The following is a 22935-nucleotide window of genomic DNA, read 5'->3' on the forward strand; positions in this document are numbered from 1 at the left end:
CGGATCGCCGAGGAGTCGGGCCAGACGATCGGTGAGGGAGAGCCCACCGTCACCGTCGGCTGACTGGTCGAGACCACGCCAGGAACGGTCCTTTCCTCGCAAAATTTGCGAGGAAAGGACCGTTCCTTGCATCCGGCGGCCCCGACCTGCCGAAGTTCTCTCAGCGTGTCGTGAAGCTCGCGTGCTGCCGGAGCCGGGTGTCGCGAAAGCCACTTTCGGGACGTCCGATGCCCTGAAGTGGCTTTCGCGACATGGTCGCTGACGGAAGCCGACTCCACTCCGCACCCCAAGGGCACCTGCCCGAAACGGCGATATCCTTCGACGTTCGCACATTGATCCTCGCAGCTCTTGTCTTTTGTTCAACACGCATGAAAGCTGTAAGGCAACGCACAAGAGCTGTCTGGGGTCCACATCGGATCGACTGCACGTGAGACCTTCTGGGCAGGCGCGAGAAAACGTTGTCTCACCGGCAATACCGTCGGAGGCAGCCGCCCGCGTGCAGTGAAACACAGAGAGAACCCACGAAAATGGAGGAGTTCTGTGTCGTCCCTCTCCCCTGACCGGCTCCCCCGGCATCTCGCGATCATCGTCGACGGCAACGGCAGATGGGCCAACCGGCACGGGCTGACCCGCACGGCCGGGCACCGCGCCGCACTCCCGTCCATGTTCGTCATCGTCAACACCGCGATCGATCTGGGGCTGCGCAACCTATCGCTGTACTTGTTCTCCAGCGAGAACTGGAAAAGAGAACCTGCCGAGATCGCGACGATCATGGACATCATGACCAACGCGATCAACGGCTACATGCCGTTCTTCGAGACACGCGGTGTCCGGATTCGTTGGAGCGGCCGGGAAATCGACGGATTTCCGGAGCTCACCGATGCTTTGGGTAACTGGCAGGAGCGCACCGCGGGCGGAACCGGGCTGACCCTGAACCTCTGCGTGAATTACGGTGGCCGCCAGGAGATCGTCAACGCCGTGCGGCACCTTTCCGCTGAGATCGCGGCCGGAAACCTCGGTCCCGACGACATCGACGAGGACGCGATCGTCTCCCGCCTGTACCAGCCGGACCTGCCGCCGGTGGACCTGCTGATCCGCACGTCGGGCGAGAAGCGCATCAGCAATCTGCTGCTGTGGCAGAGCGCGTACGCGGAACTCCATTTCCCGGACCGGCTTTGGCCCGACTTCACGCAGACGGATCTGATCGACGCGGTCGAAACCTACGCCGACCGGGACCGGCGTTTCGGGGGTGCCGTCGATCGGCACCCCGGGGTCGAAGACACCGGCCAGGCACAGCCGGCTCCGCAGGCACTGGAGATGGCCAAGACTCCCGCGACGCTCCCCGTCCCGACGGGGAAGCGGGTCGCGGTTCTCGGCGCGGGGATCGCCGGCCTGTCGGCCGCACTCGAACTGGCCGAACGAGGCTACGCGGTGACCGTCTACGAACGACACGAACTCGGCGGCAAGGCCCGGAGCATCCCGGCCACGGGCAGCGGACTTCCGGCCGAACACGGTTTCCGCTTCTTCCCCGGCTTCTACAAGAACCTGACCGACACCATGCGACGGATCCCCTTCCCAGGCAACGAAAGGGGGACCTGGGACAACCTGGTGGCCACGTCGGCCTATCTCGGCGCGCGGGCCGACGGCAGCGGCGACGCCATGATCCCGTTCTTCCCGAGCTCTCCCCTGCCTCCTTCGGTCTACTCGTTCACCTCCGACACCGCGACCGCGATCATCTCCTATCTCGCCACCACGATCTCCCATGTGCCGGAAGAGGAAGCGCTCTTCGGCGCCCGCAAGTTCCTGGCCTACTGGGCGAGCTGCGACGAACGGCGCCTCGGGCAGTGGGACAAGATCTCCTGGAACGACTTCCTCAACGCCGACAAGATGTCGGTCCAGTTCCAACGATCGTTCGCCGACGGCATGATCCGCAATCTGGCCGCCATCAAATCCGACGAGGCGAGCACCCACTCCGTGGGTCTCGTTTCCGAGGCGACCATCTGGAGCGCGCTCGGCCGGGGCAACGAACCCGGTGGCACGGTCGACCGGGTCTTGAACGGATCCACCGACGAGAAACTGCTTTCGCCATGGATCGACCACCTCCGCGAATTGGGAGTGGACTTCAAGGTGGGTTGGAGCGCCGAAGCACTCAAGGTCTCCGAAGGCCGTGTCACGGCGTTGACCCTGCGGGACAGCCAAGGCGGTGACCACATCACGTCCTACGACTACGTGATCTCCGCGGTGCCGGTCGAGCGCTTCATCCGGCTATTGGGACGCGACGTCCTCGAAGCGGACCCGAGCCTCGCCGGTTGCCGACGGCTGCGCACGGACTGGATGAACGGCCTGATGTTCTACCTCAAGGAAGAGCTGCCGCTCGTCCACGGGCACGTCAACTACGTGGACTCGCCGTGGGCGATCACGTCCATCAGCCAGGCACAGTTCTGGGACCGCCCTTTCTCCGAGTACCACGACCACACGGTGAGGGACTGCCTCTCCAGCATCATCTCCGACTGGTTCAAACCGGGCACCTTCAACGGCAAGGCGGCCAAGGATTGCCGACCGGAGGAGATCGCGCGCGAGGCGTGGGAGCAGATCAAGGCCCATCTGAATTCGGGAGGCCGGACCGTCCTCCGCGACGACATGCTGCACTCATGGTTCCTCGACCCGGCCATCGTCGCACCGGGGACACCGGCCGTCACCAACGACAGCCCCCTGTTCATCCAAAGCCCGGGATCGTGGGAGGACCGGCCGGAATCACGGACCGCGATCGCCAACCTGTTCCTGGCCGGGGACTGGGTGCGGACGAACATCAACGTCACGACCATGGAAGGCGCCAACGAGGGCGCCCGCCAGGCCGTCAACGCCCTGCTCGACGCCGACGGTTCGGCGAGCCCGCGGTGCACTCTGGGGGAACTGCACGTCGCCCCGGACTTCGAAGCGCTCAAGGAAGCCGATCGCGAGCGCTATCGCCAGGGGCTGCCGCACGCTCTCGACCCGGAACAGCTCGTCCCGTTCTCACAGGAGGTGCGTGCCGGATGACCACGAGTCGCGTCCCGGTCGAGGCCGCCCTGGCTCGCGACACCGGGGCGGCCCCACCCGGTCCGGGATCACTCAGCTGGGACCTGGTGGGCCGCTGGACGATCCTGGCCATGACTCTCCGGCTCATCGTGGTACAGACCGCACATCCCGTGGTGGGGGCGGGGGTCGGGGGGTACTCGGATTTCCGCTCCGAAGGGGTGTCTCGTTTCGTCCACACCGTGAAATCCTTGCAGCGCCTGGTCTACAGCCCGCTCGTGCAGTCGAGAGAGGAGGCGAGGAGGCTCCGAGCGGTCCACCGCGCCATTCGCGGCACGGACGACCGAGGCCGCCAGTACCGCGGCCTGGATCCGAACGCCTACGCCTGGGTGCATGCCACCCTTTTCGAGGCTGTCGTCACGCTGAGCGAACTGTGCGGTGAGCCCCTCACCGATGACGAGCAGGAGCGGTTCTACGCCGAATGGCGCGCCCTGGGCGGCCTGCTGGGCCTGCGGAAGAGGGATCTGCCGGAAACGGTCGCAGGATTCCGGAAGTACTTCCAAGAGACCGTCGAAACCCGGCTCGAGGTCAACGACGTGGTCCGCGACCTGCTGGATCCGGAGGCCATCCATCCGCTGCCGCCGCCACACGTGCCCCAGGTCGTCTGGGATCTCGCGTGGCCGCGGTTCCGGCGCTTCGCGGTCCGCCTCACGCTCCCGACGCTTCCCGAAGCCTACGTCCGTGTTCTGGGTGTCGAGGTCAGCGAGGCGGATCGTCGCCGGATGCGCCGGTTCTACGCCGTTCTCGGGGCGGTCGCACGTTCCCTGCCCGCGGGCTGGCACTATCTGCCCTTCGCCGCCAAGGCGCGGCGCGCAGCCGGCAAGGCGGACCTGACACGTCCCGGCGCGTGATTCGTGAATGGTTCTCCCCTGTTTGGCGAAGCCCCTGGGCTCCGGAGCGTCCGCGAACCTGTCCGGTGGGAGATCATGGCTCACGTCCGCACCGTAAGGCCCCGTGACGCGTCGGCCGATGCGCGAAGGAAGTGCCCGTCCGTGAAGCCGCGTTTCAAGTTCGCAGGAAGTGTGTCCATCGCCTTCGCCGCGCTAGTGACAGTGGCGGGCCTCGCCGCGCCGCCGGCTTCGGCGGCGAACGGAACGCTCACTCTGTGTTCGCGAGGCGACTACTCGTCCTACGTGACGTTCGTCGCCCGTGGTTCGGCCACCGCGGCCGTCGATCCCGGCCATTGTGCGGATTTCGCCGGTTTCACCGGTGACGATGCCGAGCCGATCGAGGTGTACGGCATCAGCGGATCGGCCGCCTTCCGGGTCGCCGAGGGTGAATACCGGGGCCGCCTCGGCGGAACGGTCGTCACGTACGGCACGCCGGGGAACGTGTGGGCGACGACTCCGTCGGTGCGCTGAGGGGGACGAGGCGCATGACGATCTTCGACGGCGACCACGCCGAAGCCGAGGAACTGGTGGTCCTGCTCGACGATGACTTCCATCCCCGGGGCTCCGCGCCCAAGCGGTCTGTTCACACCACGGACACCCCGTTGCACCTGGCCTTCTCCTGTTACGTGTTCGACCGGGCGGGTGACGTGCTGATCACCCGGCGCGCGACGGACAAGAAGACCTGGCCAGGTGTGTGGACCAACTCTTTCTGCGGGCATCCCGCACCCGGTGAGGACAGCGCGGAGGCGGTCTCGCGGCGGGGCGGCCAGGAACTCGGTCTCGAGGTTCACTCACTTCGAGAAGTACTTCCCCGGTTCCGCTACCGGGCAGTCGATGCCAACGGCATCGTGGAGAACGAGTTCTGCCCTGTTTGGACGGCCGTGTCCGACGGTGAGGTCCAGCCTGCCCCTTCGGAAGTGTGCGAGTCCCGGTGGCTGCCCTGGGCGGATCTGGTCACCGTGATGGAACGCGCGCCTTTCCTGTTCAGTCCCTGGTCACGGGAGCAGGTTCCGCTGCTGTCGGCCGCCCTGCGGCGATGACGCGCCGGTGAACCGGCTTCTCCGGCACCGCTGACCGTTCCACCCGCTGGAACGACTTATTCCCAACGTGGCACAAAGTACGTAATTTGACGGCCAGCCAAGAAGTACCGGCGAGTCGTTGGAGGCCTCATGGGAACCGCGAATGAGCGCCGAGTCCGATCAGTTGATCGGCACCCTCTAGGTCAAGCAGTGGCCATCAGGACCCCAGTGCGAGGGCCGGGGCTTCGAACCCCTTAGCACACGATGACCGTCGCGGCGGCTCGGAAACAGATCGTCCTCACTTCTTGGAGACATCCCGGCAGAACCATGCCCCTTCGCGGGCTGTCGCGCGCTTACGCACCGACGTGGCTCAGCCGGTCGTTGGAGATCCTCCACCCCACCAGAACGAGGAGCCTCACCATGTCCAATGCGGTGAACACCGACACCTACCTGACCAGGATCGACAGGTTCATCACCCGGATGAACGCCCACGACATTCCCGGGGTCATCGAGCTCTACACCGAGGACTGTGTGCTCGACGACCTCGGCGCCGACACCGTCGTAACCGGGCACGAAGAGTTGTTCGAGTTCCTCACCGGCATGTTCACCGCCGCCCCCGGGATGACCGGCAAGGTGGAAGCGGCCTGCGAGGGCGTCGACCGGGTGTGGGTCGAATGGGGCTGGCACGGCGTCGGGCCTGATCCCGGCAAGGTGTACCGGATCGTCAGCGTCCTGCGCTACGAAGACGGCCGCATCAAGCACGCCACCGACTTCTGGCGCGGGATCGACGCGGACAGCTCGCGGTCATGAGCGAGGCGACGATCACCCCGGCCGAACGATTACCGACCGCCCCAGGCGCCCGTCCGGTGGTGGGGCACGTTCCGGCGCTGCTGCGTTCTCCGCTGCCGCTGTTCGCCTCGTTGGCCGAGCACGGTGACGTGGTCAGGCTCCGCCTGGGATCGCGGCCGATCTACTTCCTCACCAACGCCGAGCTCATCCACACCATGCTGGTCCAGCAGGCCGAACAGGTCGACAAAGGCAAGATCTTCGAGCGTTCCCAAGCGTTTCTGGGTAACGGGCTGGCCACCACCGACAACGAGTTCCACATCGGACAGCGGCGGCTGATCCAGCCCGCGTTCGTCCCCGGCAGGCTGCCCGGGTACGTGACCCTCATCCGGGAACAGGCCGAGGCCGCCATCTCCGCCTGGCGGCCGGGCGAACCCCTGGCGTTCGCTCAAGTGATGAACGCGCTGGCGCTCAACGTGATCTCGGTGCTGGTGTTCTCCCGCCACCTCAGCCAAGCCGACTTCGCCGCGGTGCGCGGCGCGACCCCGCACATCCTCAAGGGGATGATCCTGCGCACCGTGTACCCGAGTTCCCGGTTCGAACGGCTGCCCATCCCGGCCAACCGCCGGTTCGACACCGCCGTGGAAACCCTGCACGAGCTGACCGAACGCGTCATCGAAGAGGGCCGGAGCGGCGGGGATCTCGGCGACAACGTCATGTCCCTCCTGCTGTCGGCCGAGGATCCCAGGACCGGGCAGCCGATGGCTCCCCGCCAGATCCGGGACGAGGTCATGACCATGCTCATCGGCGGCTCTGAGACGACCGCGCTGCAGATGGCCTGGCTTTTCCACGAGCTCAGCCAGAACCCCGGGATCGCCGACCGGGTCTACGCGGAGAACCGGGAGGTGCTCGGCGGCCGCCCCTGCGAGTACGACGACGTCGGCAGGATGCCCTATCTGCGTCAGGTGGTGCTGGAAACAGTGCGCAGGCATACGCTGACCTGGCTCGTCATGCGCCGTACCCGCGCCGAGTTCACCTTGGGCGACATCCGATTCCCGGCCGGCACCGAGCTGGTCTTCAGCCCGACCACGATTCACCGCGATCCTCGGCTGTACGCCGACCCGATGCGCTTCGACCCGGACCGCTGGCTGCCCGAGGTGATGCGTGAGCGACCGCGCAGTTCCTTCATCCCGTTCGGCGCGGGCCGCCGCAAATGCATCGGTGACGCGCTGGCGCTGCTGGAGGTCACCGTAGTGGCGGCCACGATCATGAGCCGCTGGCGGCTGGTGGCGGCGAGCACCGGCGAGGTGGGCGAGAACGTCCTGTCCGCGGCGGTGGCCCCGACCAATCTGGTGTTACGCCCCCAGCCGGTGGACTCCGGCGCCACCGCAAGAGGTGGGCGACGATGAACGTCGGACGGTTGCGTACCGAGGTCACCACGTCGCAGGCGAAACTGTTGTCGACGCTCGACGGCGGGGGCCGCTGGCACGGCGGCTGCCGGAGCAGGCTGTTCGAATCCGCACTCGCCCTGCACCTGTTCCGCCGGCTGGACGTGCGGGGCGCGGCACCGCGCAAACTCGCGGCGTACTGCCGTACGGCGCTGGCCACGCCCGCGCCCCGCTGGCAAGGCCCGCTGGAACGGGACATCGCCCGGCTGATCGCGACGAGTGCGCTCGGCCTGCCCGTGACCGCCGAGCAGGCTGATCATGTCAGGTCTCTGCTCGGCGGCCTCGATCACCATTCCCGCAAACGCAAGCACGACTTCTTCCTCGCACTGCTCTCCGAACTGGTCCCCCAGGTGGCGTGGCCCGCCGCCCGCGCGTTCGACCCCGGACCGCACGCCCATCGGTGGATCACCCTGATCGCCACCTCGTTGCGCCTGCTGACCGCGGACGATGGCGACCGTGGCGTACTGGTGGCGCGACTGACGAAGGCCCAAGGTCCGGACGGCTCCTGGCAATGCCACGTACCCGCGACCGTCACCGCTCTGCTCGCTCTGGCCGGACAGGACCGGAACAGCCCCGCGGTGCGCTCTGGTCTGGCTTTCCTGGTCACCCAGCAGCGAGCCGACGGCGGACTGCCTTTCATCGCCGACGAGGACACCTGGGTCACCGGGTTGACCACGCTGACCCTGCTCGACAGTGGCCTGTCACCCACGCGGGTGGAGGCGGCGGCGCGCTACCTGGCGGACCGGCAGCTCCCTGACGGTGGCTGGGGCTACAGCGAGACCGTCGACCAGGCGGACGCCGACGACACGGCGGTGATCACCCTGGCGTTGAGCAGGTGCCCCGGCCACGAGCGCGCCGCCGAGCGAGGGGCGCGGCATCTGCTGGCGTTGCAGAACGAGGACGGCGGTTTCCCCACCTTCGTCCGGGGCGCACCGTCCGAAGTGGAGATCACCGCGAAATGCCTGCGGACGCTGGCCGAGTTCCCGGGCACGGCGTCCGCGATCAGCAGGGGCTGGCGATGGCTGGGCGCCAGGCAAGGCCCCGATGGCGGGTTCACGAGAGAATGGAGCCGCAGCCCCGCTTTCCCGGTGTTGCACGTGCTGCGGGCGGCCGCGGACCTGCCGCCGGGCGACTCGGAACCGGACGTGGAAGCGATCCGCGCGGGCTGCGCCCGATTCCTGCGAGAGACGGCGGCCCCCGGTGGCGGGTGGCGTTTCCATCCTCACGAACGAGACGTCAGCCTGCTGGTCACCTCGCACGCCGTCGCGGCTCTCGGTGTCCTGCCCGACCCGCCCAAGGATCTGATCGATTCCGCGGTGCCATGGTTGCTCGAACCAGGTGCCGCGGTCACCGACCCCGATTCGCTCGGGCCCCGTCCCTTCGTCTACGACGTCCCGATCCTCGCCCGGGTCTATCGCCTGGCCGCCTTGGCCGCGGCACACCAGGTTCTGGCACGGCGCCCCGGGCTCAGTTTGGAGAAGGCATGACCGTCACCCACGCACCCGGCGCGGTACCGCTGATCGGCCACCTGCCCCAGCTGCTGCGCGCGCCGGAGGAGTTCATCGCGTCGTTGCCCGAGCACGGCGACATCGTGCAGATCATGCTCGGCACCCAGCCGACCTACGTGATCTGCCGCCCAGATCTGGCGGAGCAGGTGCTGGTCAACCGGAACCGGGTCTTCGACAAAGGTGGCCCGTTCTTCGACAGTGTCGGGGAGTTCCTCGGCGACGGGCTCGCCAGCTGCCCCGACGCCGGCCATACCCGGATGCGGCGCCTGGTGCAGCCCGCCTTCCGCCGTACGCGCATACCGTTCTACAGCGACACCATCGCCGATCAGCTGCAGGAGGTCACGGCGGGCTGGCGGGACGGCCAGATCGTCGACACCGTGCACGACATGCAGCAGCTGTCGATGCGATTCGTGGTGAACACCATGTTCGCGGGCTGGGCCGCCGAAGGGGCCGAGGCGGAGCAGCGGACGCGGGCCGCGGTCGAAACCTTGGTACGCGGGGCTTTCGTACGAATGGTGCTGCCCTGGTTCGGCAGGCTGCCGCTGCCGAACAACTGGCACTACGCCGCCGCCAAACGCCGGTTGTACGAACGTATCGACGCGACGGTGGCCGAATACCGCCGGGACGGCACCGATCGCGGCGATCTGCTGTCGATGCTGACCGGCCGTGACGAGCACGGCGACGGCCTGTCGGATGAAGAGATCAGGGACCAGGCGGTGACCTTCTTCATCGCGGGTATCGGAACCACGGCGGCGACCCTGTCCTGGACCCTGTACTTCCTCTCGCGTGATTCCACTTTGGACACCCAGATCGCCGAGGAGGTACACCAGGCTCGGCCGACCGGCCCGATCGGTTACGACGACGCCGGATCCTTTCCCTTGCTGCGGCGCACGATCAGCGAAAGCATGCGGATCAAGCCGGTCGCGTGGATGTACACCAGGAAAGCGATCGCGGACTCCGAACTGGCCGGGCACCGGATCCCGTCCGGGATGGGCATCCTGGTCAGCCCGTACCTGCTCCAGCACCGCGCGGACGCGTTCGCCGACCCTGAGCGGTTCGATGTGTGCCGCTGGAGTGAGCAGGAGGACGTCCGCTTCCGCGGCGCCCCCATGTTCCCCTTCGGCAAAGGCGCGCGCCGGTGCATCGGCGACGAATTCGCGATCAACAACATCATCGTCACACTGGCGACCTTGCTCCGGCAGTGGCGGCTCGAACCGATGATCAAGGGGCCCGTCACCTCGAGTGCCCGCAGCATGCTCGAGCCGAAGGCCCTGCGACTGCGCTTGCGCGCCAGGCGGTGGTCGTGACGAAGACCGCCCCCTCACCAAAGGAGCTGGTACGCAGCGTGCTGCCGGCCCGAACGCATCCGGAAACCGACCGGCTGGTCATGGAGTCCGACGCCTGGATACGGCGGACGACACGGCCCTGTTTCGGTGACGATGCCGGGATGGAGAAGTTCCTCTCCGGCCGGATCGCCGAGTTGTGTTGCGCGATGCTGCCGGGTATGCCGTATCCGGTCCTGCGGCCGATCTGCGATCTGTTCCAGTACATCGTGGTCATCGACGATGCGTTCGGCGACGCCGGCCGGGTCGGCGGCAGCGTCCACGGCTCCCGGCGGGTCGTTGCCCAGATCATGGCCGCGGTCACCGGCTGGGACGAGGTGCCCGCCACCGCCGTCCCGGCGCGGGACGCCGCCGACCGGCTGCGCCCGCATCTCGGCGAGGCCCGCTGGCGCCGGTTCGTGGTGGATTTCGAGGACATGCTCGACGGCTTTCTGATCGAGGTCGCCACCCGCGGCGCGGACGGGCTCACCGACCTGGCCTCCTACGCCGAGCGCCGCCGTGTCACCGTCGCCATGAAATGGTTCCTGACCGTCGCCGAGCTGGGCCACGACCGGCCGCTGGCCGAGGAGACCGCCACCGACCCCGAGCTGCGCGCGCTGCGCGAGGTCGTCCTGGACCATCTATGGCTCACCAACGACCTGTACTCCTGCGCCAAGGAACGGCGCGACGGCGAGTACATCAGCCTCATCCCGCTGCTGCAACGCCTTGAGGACAGATCCTTTAAGGACTGTGCCGCCTGGATCGCGCGACGCGTCGGGGAACAGGAAACTCTTTTTCTCGACCGGACCGCCGCGCTGAGTCACGGCAGGCTCGCGGAGGATCCGGGATTGCCAGGGTATCTGGACAATCTGGCCCACACGATGTCCGGTCCGCTCCGCTGGAGTCCCGGCACCCGCCGCTATCAGGTGCCGGGAGGTCCCGATGCGCCGCGGTGAGGCCGACACGCCGTTCCCGTCCGTCGCCGTGGCGGGGCCGGTGACCAGGGTGCGGCTCGCGGACGGCGAGCATGCCTGGCTGGCCACCCGGTACGACGACGTACGCACCGTGCTCGGCGATCCCACGTTCAGCGCGGCGGGGGATCCGATGCACCGGGCGACGCCTGGAGCGGACGCGCCTTTCATCGGCCGGTTGCCGCACACCGACCCGCCAGAGCATTCCCGCTACCGGAGGCCGCTCGGCCGTGCGTTCACCCCCCGTCGCGTGGCGGCTTGGCGGCCCGCGATCGCCCGCGCGGTGGACGATCACCTGGACGCCATGGCCGCGGCGGGGCCACCGGTGGACCTCATCGAGTCCCTCGCCGTTCCGGTCCCCCTGTCGGTGGTCGGCGCGCTGATGGACCTGCCACGGCACGACTGGCCCTCGCTGCGCGATGCCGCGACCACCCTGTTGTCGGACGCGCCGGATCGCGAGAAGGCGGGCGCCACCAACGCCTGGCTGCTGGAGTATCTCCACGCGCTGGTCGCGAAACGGCGGGCCGAGCCCGGCTCCGACCTGCTCAGCGAACTGATCGAGCACAGCGACCTCGGTGACATGGAGGTCGCGGACCTCGGCGCGACACTGGTGCTGGGCGGTTTCGACTCGCTGGCGGCCAGTATCGGCACCGGGGTCGCCCTGATCCTGTGTCATCCGGACCGCCCCAGGGCACTGGCCGGTGAGAACGAGCGCCTCGATCCGCTCGTGGAGGAGACACTCAGGTTCACCACCATCGTCCAGCGCGGCGTGGACCGCACCGCGGTGACCGATTGCCGGCTCGGCGACGCGGAGATCCGGGCGGGCGACCGAGTGGTGGCCGATCTGCCCGCGGCCAACCGGGACCGGGATCGCTGGCCCGAAGCCGACACCTACGACCCCACCAGACCGGCACGGACGAACGTCGCCTTCGGGCACGGCCCCCATTTGTGTGTCGGCGTGCATCTGGCCCGGCTGGAGCTCCGCATCGTGCTGGATCGGGTGCTCACACGGTTCCCCGGCCTGAAACTGGCCGTGCCGGCCGACCGGCTCGTGCTGTGCCGGGACCGCACTTTCGCCGGCCTCAGGGAGCTGCCCGTGACTTGGTGACGCAAACCCTCCCCCATCACCGCCGTCAGGTATCCGCCCGCCGGAGGGCAATTTTGCCTGCGCCTTACCAGATCAGGTTCACGAGACAAATCCCTACACCTAGGCCATTCGGGTGCTACTGGCCAGTTTTTTGGTCTACAACAGTTGTAGGTGGTTCGCGGACCGCCGCGTTGCCAGTGGGCTGGTCGGATGATCGGAGGAGGTGCCGCTCTTGGGTGACGGGGGTGTGCACATTCCGCCGGAGGTGCGGAAGTTCCTTGAGGTCACGCTGGGGTTGTCGTGGCCGGAGAGTGACGACCAGGGTCTGGTCGCCTTGTGGAAAACGTGGGAAGCGGTCAAGGAGGCGGTCGCGGTCTACGAGGCCGCGGCCCGGCGGGCCGGGTCCGCGATCCCGCAGGCATTGCAGGGAGACACGGGAGAGTTCTTCACACAGTTCCTCAGCGCCACCATCCCCGACGGGCTGACCGGGCTGGGCGAGGCCGCCGGCGAACTGGCGAAAATGTCACAGAACGCCGCGGCCGACGTCTACAAGACCAAAGTCATGTTCGTCGTCTTCGCCGCCTTCACCCTCGCCTCGATCATCCACCTCATGGCCACCCTGATCGGCGCCCTGTTCACCGGTGCCGTGATCGCCGCCGCCCGCGTCGCGCTCACCGCGATCTGGAAAGCCCTCGTCCTCCGCCTGAGCGAACTCTCCATCCGCGGAGGACTGTCCCACGCCACCAGAACAGCCCTGCTCAAAGCCGCCAAAGACATCGCGATCAAAGTCGGCGGATTCGCCGCCTTCGGCGCCGCACTCATGGGCGGCACCGACTTCGGCGTCCAAGCCCGTCAGATCGCCGACGGCGACCGCAACGGCTGGGACACCAAGTCGCTGACCTCATCCCTCGTCGGAGGAGCACTCGGCGGCGCCTTCGCCGGCATCTTCCACTCCGCCGCCGGAGCCATCCGCAAAACCGCCTTCGACCTCCGCGACCGCCTCGACATCGACCCCGCCCACCTCGAAAAACTCGTCCCCGGAGCCCCAGGCACCGTCACAGCGAAAGACGTCATCACCGCCATCAACAAACCCCTCGCCGCCTTCGGCGACGCCGGCTACGCCACCGGGCAGGTCATCACCACCATCGCCACCGCACCCCTGATCAACCTCGCCCTCGGCGCCCCCGCCGGCAACCCCGCCCTCGGCGCCCTCGGCGCCCTCTCCAAATACGGCGGCGGACACACCAGCACCACCACCGGCACCACCCTCGACGCCCTCCACCCCCCGGTGCTGCCCGACCTCACCATCCCGGACCTCGAGAAATCCGATACCAAACCCACCGAATCCGCCCACGACAAGGAAAAGCCGTCCAGCCCGGAGAAACTCACCGGCATCGACAAACTCACGCACACCACAATCGAAATGGAGGCCGAACCCCCACCGCCCTACACCGCCGCCCCCGGCCAGGCGAATTTTCGCGAGGAGAAAACGCCCGCCTACACCACCAGTCCTCAAGGTCTCGGCGCCCTCTACACCGGACCCGGCACGGCGGCACCGGGGAACGGCGTCGCACCCCCAGCGAATGGCTTTTTCCCGGCGACCACCTCCACGCAGAATGGCGTGCGGGGGACCGTGCCGGTCGTTGCCGACGTCGGCACGCCGGAGGCCATCCGAACCGCACCCGTGGCCGAGACCCAGACAAGTGCGATCAGCCCACCGGCCACAGCCACGACCGGGTACACGCCTTCATTTGTCGAAGCACCTTTGACGCGTTCCGTGGGCGAAAACGGGATCTCCCCGTCGACGTCGGCTGAGCGGGGTTCATCCGGCACGTCTCCCAGTCAGCAGACGCCTACGGCAGCCGGAGGTGTCGTCGCGGACACCAGGCCGGGCGAAGTGCGGCCGGACAGTGCCGGACAAGCCAGAACCGCGGTCCAGGATGCGTCATCCTCGCGTGTTCAGGCCGATCGTGCGCCTGTCACCACCAGTTCGGCGCCCTCGCCCCCCGTGGCCGTCGCACGACCCGACACCACCGGCGGGAATCTCGGCACGCCCCCCGCCCGCTCCACCGAGGCAGCGCTCGCGGACGGCACACGATCGTTCCTCACCGACTCCACACCGGACGCGACCCGAGGCCTCGACACGCGAACCACTGTTCAAGCGACCCTCCCCTCGGATCCCGCGCCTCCGCGATCCGCGGTCGGCACTGCCGTGGGCGTACGACCGGACGATGCCTCCGTCGTTTCGGCGGTGGAACCGGTGCGAGCCATCCCCCTCCCCGGCAACGGAGGCATCGCCTTCGTACCCGAGGGCTATGCCACCAATGTCACGAACGCCTTCCCCGAACCCCAGCCAGGTGTCTTCCGTGTCATCGCACAACATCGGGACAACGTCTTCTCACTACTCGACCCCGCCCGCCAGCTCGCCGTGGCGCTTCGCGACCTTCCCGCGCACCTCGCCTCATGGGGTACCTACACCAGGCTTCAGCTCGTGGCGTGCGACCTCACCCCCGCTCAGCTCACTCGCCTCGCTCCCGTCATCCGCACCACGCTCGGCGCCGAACTCGAAGCCCCTTACCGCGAGACTCCCATTTACATCACCCCTGCCGGAGACATCAGCACCACCGACCCCGGCGTCCCGGGCACCCTCCACCTCGCACCCAAACACCGCCGGGACGGCTCCACAGTCACCACCGACCCCGAAAGCCCCCAACTCGCCACACAAATCACCGAGGCGACGAAACGCATCCTTCAACAACACGGCGGCCTGGAGGTCAAGCATCTACTCACCTACCTCGATCCCGGGCCCCTTCGCGCGAAGGAGCTGCAAGCACAAATTCGCCAACAGTTCAACAAAGAACGCGACTCACTCCAAGCAGCAGGTGAGCTGTGGAGCCCACACTATCGAGGGAGTCCAAATACCGAAAAGTTCGACATCGAGACCATGAATGATTTCACCTCATGGATATACCGAAAAGTGGTAGCCGAACAACGAGCCATTCCAGCTGATATCGCCCGCAGCGCGCAGGTCGCCGGGTTCGCCATTAACTATAAACGCCTCATAGCCGACATCGAAAAGGCGGTAAAGGTCGCCGAAAGCGACGGTCGCCGACACCTTGACTGGACGTTCCCGAAGGACCGGGACCGCATCACGTCCCTGACCGAGCAGCTCATCGCAAACAGCAGCTACCGCACTCCCGGCGACGTTGTCGACGCACTGAGAAATCTGAACATACGGGGAGAGAGTCAAGACCTCGAGGGCATGGCGGCCAGGCGCGAACGTGCCTTGAAAGACGACCCTCGGATTCTCGCCGCCGCCACAGAGCGAGGCCTGCCCACCTGGCGACCCCCCGAAAAATTCCTGGGCAGGAAGCTGAACGCCGACATCTCCACCGATCGGCGCTTCATCGGCAACCTGGCCTACGCGGCCGCTTCCGAAAGCAAAACCGCTACACCCGCCGAACTCACGACTCAATTGAAGCGAGAAGGAATAGCCGGAGAGCACGCCACTCTTCTGAAACTCGTCACCACGGCAGTCGACGAAGCCACCCGCAATGGTGACCGGCTCCCCACACTCACCACCGCCGAGCACGACCACCACAACGCCATCCTCGCTCGGACCGGCGCCATCCTCGATGCCACCCCGAAGATTGGCGCCGCTACACCTGCGGACCAGGTCAGGCTCCTGGTCAAAGACATGCGAATCCGGCATATAGCCGGTCCACAGGAAGATCTGGTCACCCTTGCCGGCACCGTTCTCCAAAACCCCGGAGCCGCCGCCTCGGCCGGCACGTTCCTCGATCCCGTAGCCACGGACGGCCTTCTTCTGGAAACTCGGCTTCGCCGGACCGAGAACGAGCTCGCCGCGGTGGCCGAAAGAACCCTTGATCAGTTCGGTGACCTGGCATTCAGATTTCTGCTGGTTCCCGGAACACGCACACACCTGTCAGCCACCGCGTCCAAAGCGGAGTTTTCACAGCATCTCGCCGCAGCTCGGGCAAAACTCGCAAGCGCCGGTGAATTATGGGCTCCCCTCTATCAAGGTGAGCGCAAAAATGGCACGTCCGACAAGGAGAACATCGATGCCCTTGCCGTGTGGTTGTATCGGCGGGTGATCGCCCAACCCGACGACTCCGTCCTGGCGATCGCCCGCAGTGCCGTCATGACCGGCTTCGCCCTTGGGCAAACACAGCTTGAGAGCGCGGTGAAGGCGGCCATGAAAGCCGCGGGGGAAGACGGCCGAAGGCACCCGCGGTTCCTCATGTCGAAATCGAGCGATCGCAATGAGATCGTTTCCCTGATAGACCGGCTACTGGCCAACGGCGGCTACCGGCCCCCCGACAGCATCGCCGACATCGTGAAATCCATGAACGTCCACGGTGAGAAAGCGGACGTCGTACAGCTGGTGATGCAGCGTGAACGCGCTTTGAAAGATGATCCCCAGCTCCTCACCACCGCCCGGGAACGCGGCGAACCCGCCCGGCGACCGACCGGCCGGTTCCTGGGCAGGGCACTGGACACCCGCAACCCGGGCGACCGCGACCTGATCAGCGAGTTCGCCTACGTCGCCGCCTGGGAAAACAAGACCGCCGCACCCGCCGATCTCACCGAACTCCTGCGGCGAGAAGGTATTGCCGGATCACGCGACACGCTGCTGGCACTCGTCACCGACGCGGCGGATGAAGCCGGAAGGAACGGCGACAGGCTGCTGCCCCTCACAACCACCGATCCCGACCTGCTGCCCGCCATTCAAGCTCGTGTCAACGCCATTCTCTACGCGACCCCGGCGATCCACCGCCTTGAGGCATCGGACCAGGAGAAGGCACTGGTCAAGCACCTGCGAATGCGGCACATCACCGGACCTCGGCATGATCTCGAAGCCCTGGCGCGCACCGCGCTCCAGACGCCCGCCACCGAGCTGCCCTCCGACTTCTCCTTGAACCCCATCGACGTCGGGAAAGTCGTCCTCAATCCCAGCGATCCCGACCACGCACCAGCCATCGAGGCTTTGGCCAGGGAAGTCATCGACAAGTACGGAGACATCGACAAGAAGGTTTCCCTGTTCTATTTGGAACAAAACGGATTCGCGCATAAGAGTGGTCTCGGTTCCGTCCTCACCAAGGCGAAGGACAATGCCAGAGCGGATGGGTCCTTGTGGCGACCCCGATATCGCGGTCGTCAACAGCAACAGAGTTACAGCCAGGTCGAGCCGAACGATCTCTCCGCCCTGTTGTGGCAGTTGGCGATCACCAATCCTCGAGCGACAGCGGGGGAGATCGCGCGACTAGCCGGGCAAGCGGGTTTCACCGGATACGAACTTTTGCGATCGGGCGCGGAGAGTGGCATCGAGGCCGCCGTGCTGAGTCAGCGTCGGTACCCCTTCGTGGACATCGCCGATCCGGCCGCTACGCCCATGATCGACGCCATCATCGCCAACAGCCCCGTCCTTGACAAGGTGTTCCTGGTGACGCGGTTGCGCGAGTACAACATCCAAGGCAGCACCGACAAGTTCTTCAAGGTGCTGAGCGCGAGGCTGGCCGCGGATCGGTCCGAGGCCGATGTGGCCGCCAGTCGTGCGGCGCTGACATTGAAACCGGACGGCTGGATTCTGGGGCGGTTCTTGGATGTGGCCGATGCGTATGACCGGGCCTGGATCGACAAGCTCGCCTACGCCGCCGCATGGGCCGACAAAACCGCGACGGTCGACCAGCTCGTGGCGCGGTTGGTCAAGGACGGCGTCGTCGATACCGATGGCGGGTTGACACCACTGGTCACCCAGGTCGTGAACGAAGCCACCACCAACGGCGACCGCTACGAAAAAATCTCCGCCGACAAGCCCGCCGACCACACCGCCGTCCTCCGTCGCACCGGAACCCTGGCACTGAAAAACCACACCGAACTATTCGCCCTCACCCAACCCGACGCCACCACCCACCTCGTCCGGCACATGCGCACCAACCACATCACCGGCACCCAAGAATCACTCCGTGGCATCGCCGACACAGTCCTCAACGTCCGCACCGACCAACCCCTCCCCGGCACCCACACCATCCCCATCCCCACCTACGGCGGCCTCCTCGTCAACGCCATCCCCCTCCCCGCCAACGCCGGCGCGGCCTTCGTCAAACCGGACTACACCACCAACATCACCAACGCCTTCCCCAACCCCCAACCCGGCGTCATCACCATCCTCACCCACCACGACACCACCGACACCTACCACCTCGACGAACACATCCCCCACACCCCCCAAGACCTCATCAACACCATCGCCAACCTCCCCATCCACTGGCCCACCAACCACACCCTCACCCTCCTCGCCTGCTACCTCACCCCCACCCAAACCCACCACCTCCAACACCTCATCCACCAACACCCCACCCTCCACCACCTCACCCTCAACACCCCCCACCACAACACCCCCATCCACATCACCACCCAAGGCCACATCACCACCACCGACCCAGGCCAACCAAACACCCTCCACCTCGCACCCAAACACCGCCGCGACGGCACCACCATCACCACCGACCCCGAAGCCGACGCGAAGATATCCGCAACAGCCGAAAGCGTCCTCCGCCATCACGGCGACCTGAACATCAGGCATCTCCTCACCTCGGAACTTCGCAAGGCCGCACCGGAAAAGACAACCGATACGAAGTTCAGGGAACATCTGAACACGACGCGGAAACGGCTGAAGACAACCGGCGAACTGTGGAGCCCGGTTTACCGAGGTCGGCGCGACAACGGCAAGTTCGATGAAGTCAACGTCAACGATTTCACCGCGTGGCTGTATCGGCAGGTGATCACCGAGCACGCGCAACAACCCGTGGCGCTCGCTCGCAGTGCGGCGAAGGCAGGCTTCACCTCTCATTACGACCAGGTCCTGACAGATATCAAGAAGGCCAAGAAGGCCGCCGAAGCGGATGGCCGGATCTTCCCGACATTGGCGATCACAAACCTCGAGCATGCCGACCGGATCGAGGCACTTGCCGATCAAGTACTCGCTGATGGAAGTAGCCCGAACTCGGCGTACCTCGCTCTCCGGGACCTCAACGTGCAGGGGACGGCGGATCAGCTCAGAGCACTGCTGGACCGGCGCAAAGCCGTTTTGAAAACCGATCCCGCGGCGTTTGAGTCCGCCCGGGCACGCGGGCGGCCTGCTTTGGCACCGAACGGCAAGTTCCTTGGCCGGTTGCTCGACTCCGACGACCCCGACGATCACTTGGTGATCGGCCGGATGGCCTATGCTCTGGCTTGGGAGAAAAAGACCGCCGATGTCCGAGAACTGACCGCTCAACTGGGGCGAGAAGGCGTTGCCGACTCGCGGGGGGTTCTGCTCCGCCTGGTCGCCGAGGCGGTGGACGAGGCCGTTCACAACGGTGACCGGTTGTTCCCTCTGTCGGCCACTGATCCCCTTCACCAAGCCCATGTCCGGAACCGCGTCAGCGGCATCTTGACCGCCACCCCATCGCTTCGTGCCGCCGCGCCGGCCGACCAGGTATCGATCCTGGTCCACCACATGCGGACGCGGCACATCACCGGCCCCGAAGAACAGTTGACGACCCTGGCCGGCGCCGCTCTGCGAATCCCGGAGACCGATCTTGCCGCCGACTTCTCGCTCTACCCCCTCGATCTTGACGAGCGCAAACCACGTCCCGGCAATCCCGCCGGCATGCCACCCCTCGAAGAGGTGGCCCGCCGGATCGTCGACGAGCACGGAAATCTCGAATCCGGCACCTTGCGCCTGTACTTGAACCAGGCGGGTGTGGAATCGGTAGCCGGTACCATTCCTCTGATCACCGCCGCGAAAGCCGCCGCCGCGGCCGACGGTTCGGCCTGGTACCCGACTTATCGAAGCCGCGAACGAGTCAGAGACAAGTACGATCTTCGTAACCCGAATGACCTGACCGCCGTCATGGCCCTGCTCGTGATGGAATACGGCCGGGAGACCCCGACCGAGATCGCGCGCCGGGCGGAAAAGGCAGGTTTCGCCGGGTACGAGGCTTTACGCTCCGCGGCCGAAATGGCGATCGAAGCCGCTGTGGAACGTCAACAGCGGTATCCGTCCTTGAGTATCGCCGTTCCGGAAGACCGGCCGCGAATCAACGTCCTCCTCGATGGGCTGATCGCCGAGTCAGCGCTCGAACCGAGCCACGAGCTCGCAGTCCACTCGCTGGTGACGCGCTTGCAGGAGTCCAACGTCAGGGGTATCGGCAGCGCTCTTTCCGCCGCGGTGAGCGCACGATTACGCGACTTTCAGAGCGCCCGGCAGGCGGGCCTGCCGGATTCCGCTCTGATGGCGGCCCGTGCGTTATCCACGCTACAGCCCGACGTCCGGGCACTGGGCCGCTCACTGGATGTCGCCAAGGAAGACGATCTCGGCTGGATCGACAAGCTCGCCTACGCCGCTGCCTGGGCAGACAAGAACGCTTCAGTGGACCAACTGGTCGTCCGCCTCACCCAGCTGGGCGTCATCGATACCGGCGACAGGCTGACATCGCTCGTCACTCGTATCGTCGCCGAAGCCGTCGACAATGGGGACCGCTACGAGACGGTCTCCGCCGGCACCCCCACCGCCCTCCAGCGAACGGCCGTCATCGCGCTCGAACACGGCGCGTTCGCAGGCCTCGAAGCTTCAAGTGCCCTGACGCAGCTCGTCCGCCGCATGCGCGCCAATCACATCACCGGCACACAGCAGGAGCTCCGCGAGGTCGCCGAAACCGCTCTCGGCCTCGTTCGTAACGACCAGCCCTTGCCTGACGCCCACACCATTCCGGTGAGCGACTTCAGCGTTCTGATGCCGGCCGACCCGTCACCGGACAGTCGCGACACGGCGGTCATCGACGACACTGGTCGCCAACCCGACCACCATGGCGAAGCCGACACAGAGCCTCTTCGAACCGGGGCGGAATCGGCGGCCGACCCACAAATCCAGGCAGAGCTCGGCGACGTGATCCGAGCCATCCTTCTTCAGCACGGCGACCTGGGCACGAAGCATCTACTCGTCCACGTTCCTCACGCCCGCTATCCATACTCCGAGTTCGGACCGCTGATCCGCGAGCAATTCAGCAAGATACGAGATGAACTCAAGGAAAACGGTCAGCTCTGGAAGCCGCTCTATCGGGGAAAGCGCAACGATGGCAGATTCGACAAGGACGTGCCCGACGATCTCACCGCCTGGCTGTACCGCCAGGTGATCGGTGGAGACGAGCACGCTCTCAGGGCGATCGCGCGAAGTGCGATGGAGGCCGGCTTCGTTACGAGTTACGATCAGCTCTTGAAAGGTGCCGCAGAGGCGATCAAAGTCGCCGAGGCGGATGGTCGCCGTTACCCGGAACTGCACTTGTCGACCCCGGGCCATCGCACTGGAATTGTGGACTTGGTCGACCGGCTCGTAGCCAGCGGCAAGTATCCCAGCCTCGTTCAAACAGCCGAGGCACTGAGAAAGTACAATGTGCACGGGCTGAACGCGGAGATCAAGAATCTGATCGCCGAGCGGCAAGTCGCGTTGGACTCTTCCCCCGCCCTGCTCGCGGCCGCCAAGGAGCGCGGCGAGCCGATGTTGAAGCCGTCCAACCTCTTTCTCGGTCGGCCGCTGAGTGCCGACGATCAGGACTCCCACATCCTTATCGGCAAACTCGCCTACGCCGCTGCCTGGGAAAAGAAGACCGCTGACATCGACGAGCTCACCGACCTCCTCCTCCGAGAAGGTGTCGCGGGTCCACGTCCCATCCTTCGCCGCCTCGTCGCCAAGGCCGTCAACGAAGCCACTCTCAATGGCGACCGGCTCGTCCCGCTCTCGAGCACCCGGCTCGACTATCACAGCGACATCGAGGCACGTATCAACGTCATCCTCGACGCGACCTCCGCCCTGCGCGAGCCTGGTCGGCCAGAACCGCTGAAGACCTTGGTCCAGCACATGCGAACGCGACACATCATCGGCCCCCAAGACCACTTGGAGGACCTCGCCCGCACCGTGTTGGAGAACCCCCGATCCGCGGTTCACCCGACCACCGGTCTCCGTCCGATCGACCTTCCCCCGCACGGACTCGATGCCGGCGTCCCCGTCGACCTGTCAACCGTCGAGGAGTTCACCAAGGAAGTCATCGCCGAACACGGCGGGCTTACCAACAATTCTTTGCTGTTCCATCTCCGGGGCAAGGTCGCCGAGAAGGACAAGACCACGCTTCTTTTCATGATCAACAAGGGAAAGGGGGAGGCCAACGCCGAAGGCTCACTGTGGATCCCTCAATATCGGGGTCTCAATCATTCGCGAGACAAGCAAAAGTACGACACGGACGTACCGAACGATCTCACGGCCCTGTTGTGGCACCTGGCGATCGACCGCCCCCGTGCCTCGGCGACAGAGATCGCCCGTGCGGCCGAGCAGGCCGGCTTCGCCAATGCCGTTGCGGGCGCGCTGAGGGCGATAGAGGCCGCTACGCGACTTAACCGACGGCATCCCGTCCTGAACGTCTCCGATTCCGCCGGACTTCCTCACATCAATGCCATGATCGACGCTCTGATCGCCGACAACCCGGGCATGCCCACGTCCACTGTGATCCAGCACCTACGTGAACATAACGTGCAAGGAGACAACGGCTTGTTCACCGAGGTGGTGAACGCCAGGCCACGTCCCTTCACGAGCGGGCAAGACCATACCGGCGTGGCGAATGTACCCGATGTGAGCGCGGGTCGTGCGTTGCTGGGCTTGGTCACGGAGGGAAATCTCCTGGGCCGGTCCTTGGACGTGGCCGATGCGGGTGATCGGGCCTGGATCGACAAGCTCGCCTACGCCGCCGCATGGGCGGACAAGACCGCGACGG

At 66.1% G+C, this 22935-nt stretch carries 11 protein-coding genes; all 11 read left to right on the forward strand.

Annotated features, from left to right (window positions below; translation table 11 throughout):
* Positions 1–540 precede the first annotated feature (540 nt).
* Complete coding sequence (gene uppS / locus DMC64_RS42470; protein WP_125738226.1) at positions 541–3039, forward strand: polyprenyl diphosphate synthase; 2499 nt, start codon at positions 541–543, stop codon at positions 3037–3039.
* Positions 3036–3926, forward strand: coding sequence for an oxygenase MpaB family protein (locus DMC64_RS42475; RefSeq protein ID WP_158634330.1), 891 nt, complete (start codon positions 3036–3038; stop codon positions 3924–3926). The genes uppS and DMC64_RS42475 overlap by 4 nt, the downstream gene beginning before the upstream one ends.
* A gap of 141 nt (positions 3927–4067) precedes the next feature.
* Entirely contained in the window at positions 4068–4436 is a 369-nt protein-coding gene (locus DMC64_RS42480) for a hypothetical protein (RefSeq protein ID WP_125738228.1), read from the forward strand.
* Between the two features lie 14 nt (positions 4437–4450).
* Positions 4451–5005 (forward strand): isopentenyl-diphosphate Delta-isomerase, encoded by a 555-nt coding sequence (gene idi / locus DMC64_RS42485; RefSeq protein ID WP_125738229.1) that lies wholly within the window; start codon positions 4451–4453, stop codon positions 5003–5005.
* A 399-nt stretch (positions 5006–5404) separates the two neighbouring features.
* A complete protein-coding gene (locus DMC64_RS42490; RefSeq protein ID WP_158634331.1) occupies positions 5405–5794 on the forward strand; it encodes a nuclear transport factor 2 family protein in 390 nt (129 codons plus the stop codon).
* Positions 5791–7179, forward strand: a complete 1389-nt coding sequence (locus tag DMC64_RS42495) for a cytochrome P450 (RefSeq protein ID WP_125738231.1) — start codon at positions 5791–5793, stop codon at positions 7177–7179. The genes DMC64_RS42490 and DMC64_RS42495 overlap by 4 nt, the downstream gene beginning before the upstream one ends.
* On the forward strand, positions 7176–8705 hold the full coding sequence (locus tag DMC64_RS42500) for a prenyltransferase/squalene oxidase repeat-containing protein (RefSeq protein ID WP_125738232.1): 1530 nt from the start codon (positions 7176–7178) through the stop codon (positions 8703–8705). The genes DMC64_RS42495 and DMC64_RS42500 overlap by 4 nt, the downstream gene beginning before the upstream one ends.
* Positions 8702–10033: a cytochrome P450 gene (locus tag DMC64_RS42505; RefSeq protein ID WP_158634332.1), complete on the forward strand. Its 1332-nt coding sequence runs from the start codon at positions 8702–8704 to the stop codon at positions 10031–10033. Before DMC64_RS42500 ends, DMC64_RS42505 begins: the two co-directional genes overlap by 4 nt.
* A gap of 38 nt (positions 10034–10071) precedes the next feature.
* Positions 10072–11004, forward strand: a complete 933-nt coding sequence (locus DMC64_RS42510) for a terpene synthase family protein (protein WP_125738234.1) — start codon at positions 10072–10074, stop codon at positions 11002–11004.
* Positions 10991–12127 carry a cytochrome P450 gene (locus tag DMC64_RS42515; RefSeq protein WP_125738235.1) on the forward strand — a complete coding sequence of 379 codons (1137 nt, stop codon included), beginning with the start codon at positions 10991–10993 and terminating at the stop codon, positions 12125–12127. Before DMC64_RS42510 ends, DMC64_RS42515 begins: the two co-directional genes overlap by 14 nt.
* A 211-nt stretch (positions 12128–12338) precedes the next feature.
* A partial coding sequence (locus DMC64_RS42520) for a hypothetical protein (RefSeq protein ID WP_148106990.1) occupies positions 12339–22935 on the forward strand: 10597 nt, incomplete at its 3' end.

Origin of the sequence: Amycolatopsis sp. WAC 04197 (assembly GCF_003947475.1) — a bacterium.
Taxonomy (GTDB): Bacteria; Actinomycetota; Actinomycetes; order Mycobacteriales; family Pseudonocardiaceae; genus Amycolatopsis; species Amycolatopsis japonica.

Excerpts from the sequence above, each read along its gene's own strand:
- DMC64_RS42515 (WP_125738235.1), top strand. The coding sequence starts at position 10,991 with ATGCGCCGCGGTGAGGCCGACACGCCGTTCCCGTCCGTCGCCGTGGCG.
- DMC64_RS42490 (WP_158634331.1), top strand. The coding sequence starts at position 5,405 with ATGTCCAATGCGGTGAACACCGACACCTACCTGACCAGGATCGACAGG.
- DMC64_RS42505 (WP_158634332.1), top strand. The coding sequence starts at position 8,702 with ATGACCGTCACCCACGCACCCGGCGCGGTACCGCTGATCGGCCACCTG.
- idi (WP_125738229.1), top strand. The coding sequence starts at position 4,451 with ATGACGATCTTCGACGGCGACCACGCCGAAGCCGAGGAACTGGTGGTC.
- DMC64_RS42500 (WP_125738232.1), top strand. The coding sequence starts at position 7,176 with ATGAACGTCGGACGGTTGCGTACCGAGGTCACCACGTCGCAGGCGAAA.
- DMC64_RS42495 (WP_125738231.1), top strand. The coding sequence starts at position 5,791 with ATGAGCGAGGCGACGATCACCCCGGCCGAACGATTACCGACCGCCCCA.
- DMC64_RS42475 (WP_158634330.1), top strand. The coding sequence starts at position 3,036 with ATGACCACGAGTCGCGTCCCGGTCGAGGCCGCCCTGGCTCGCGACACC.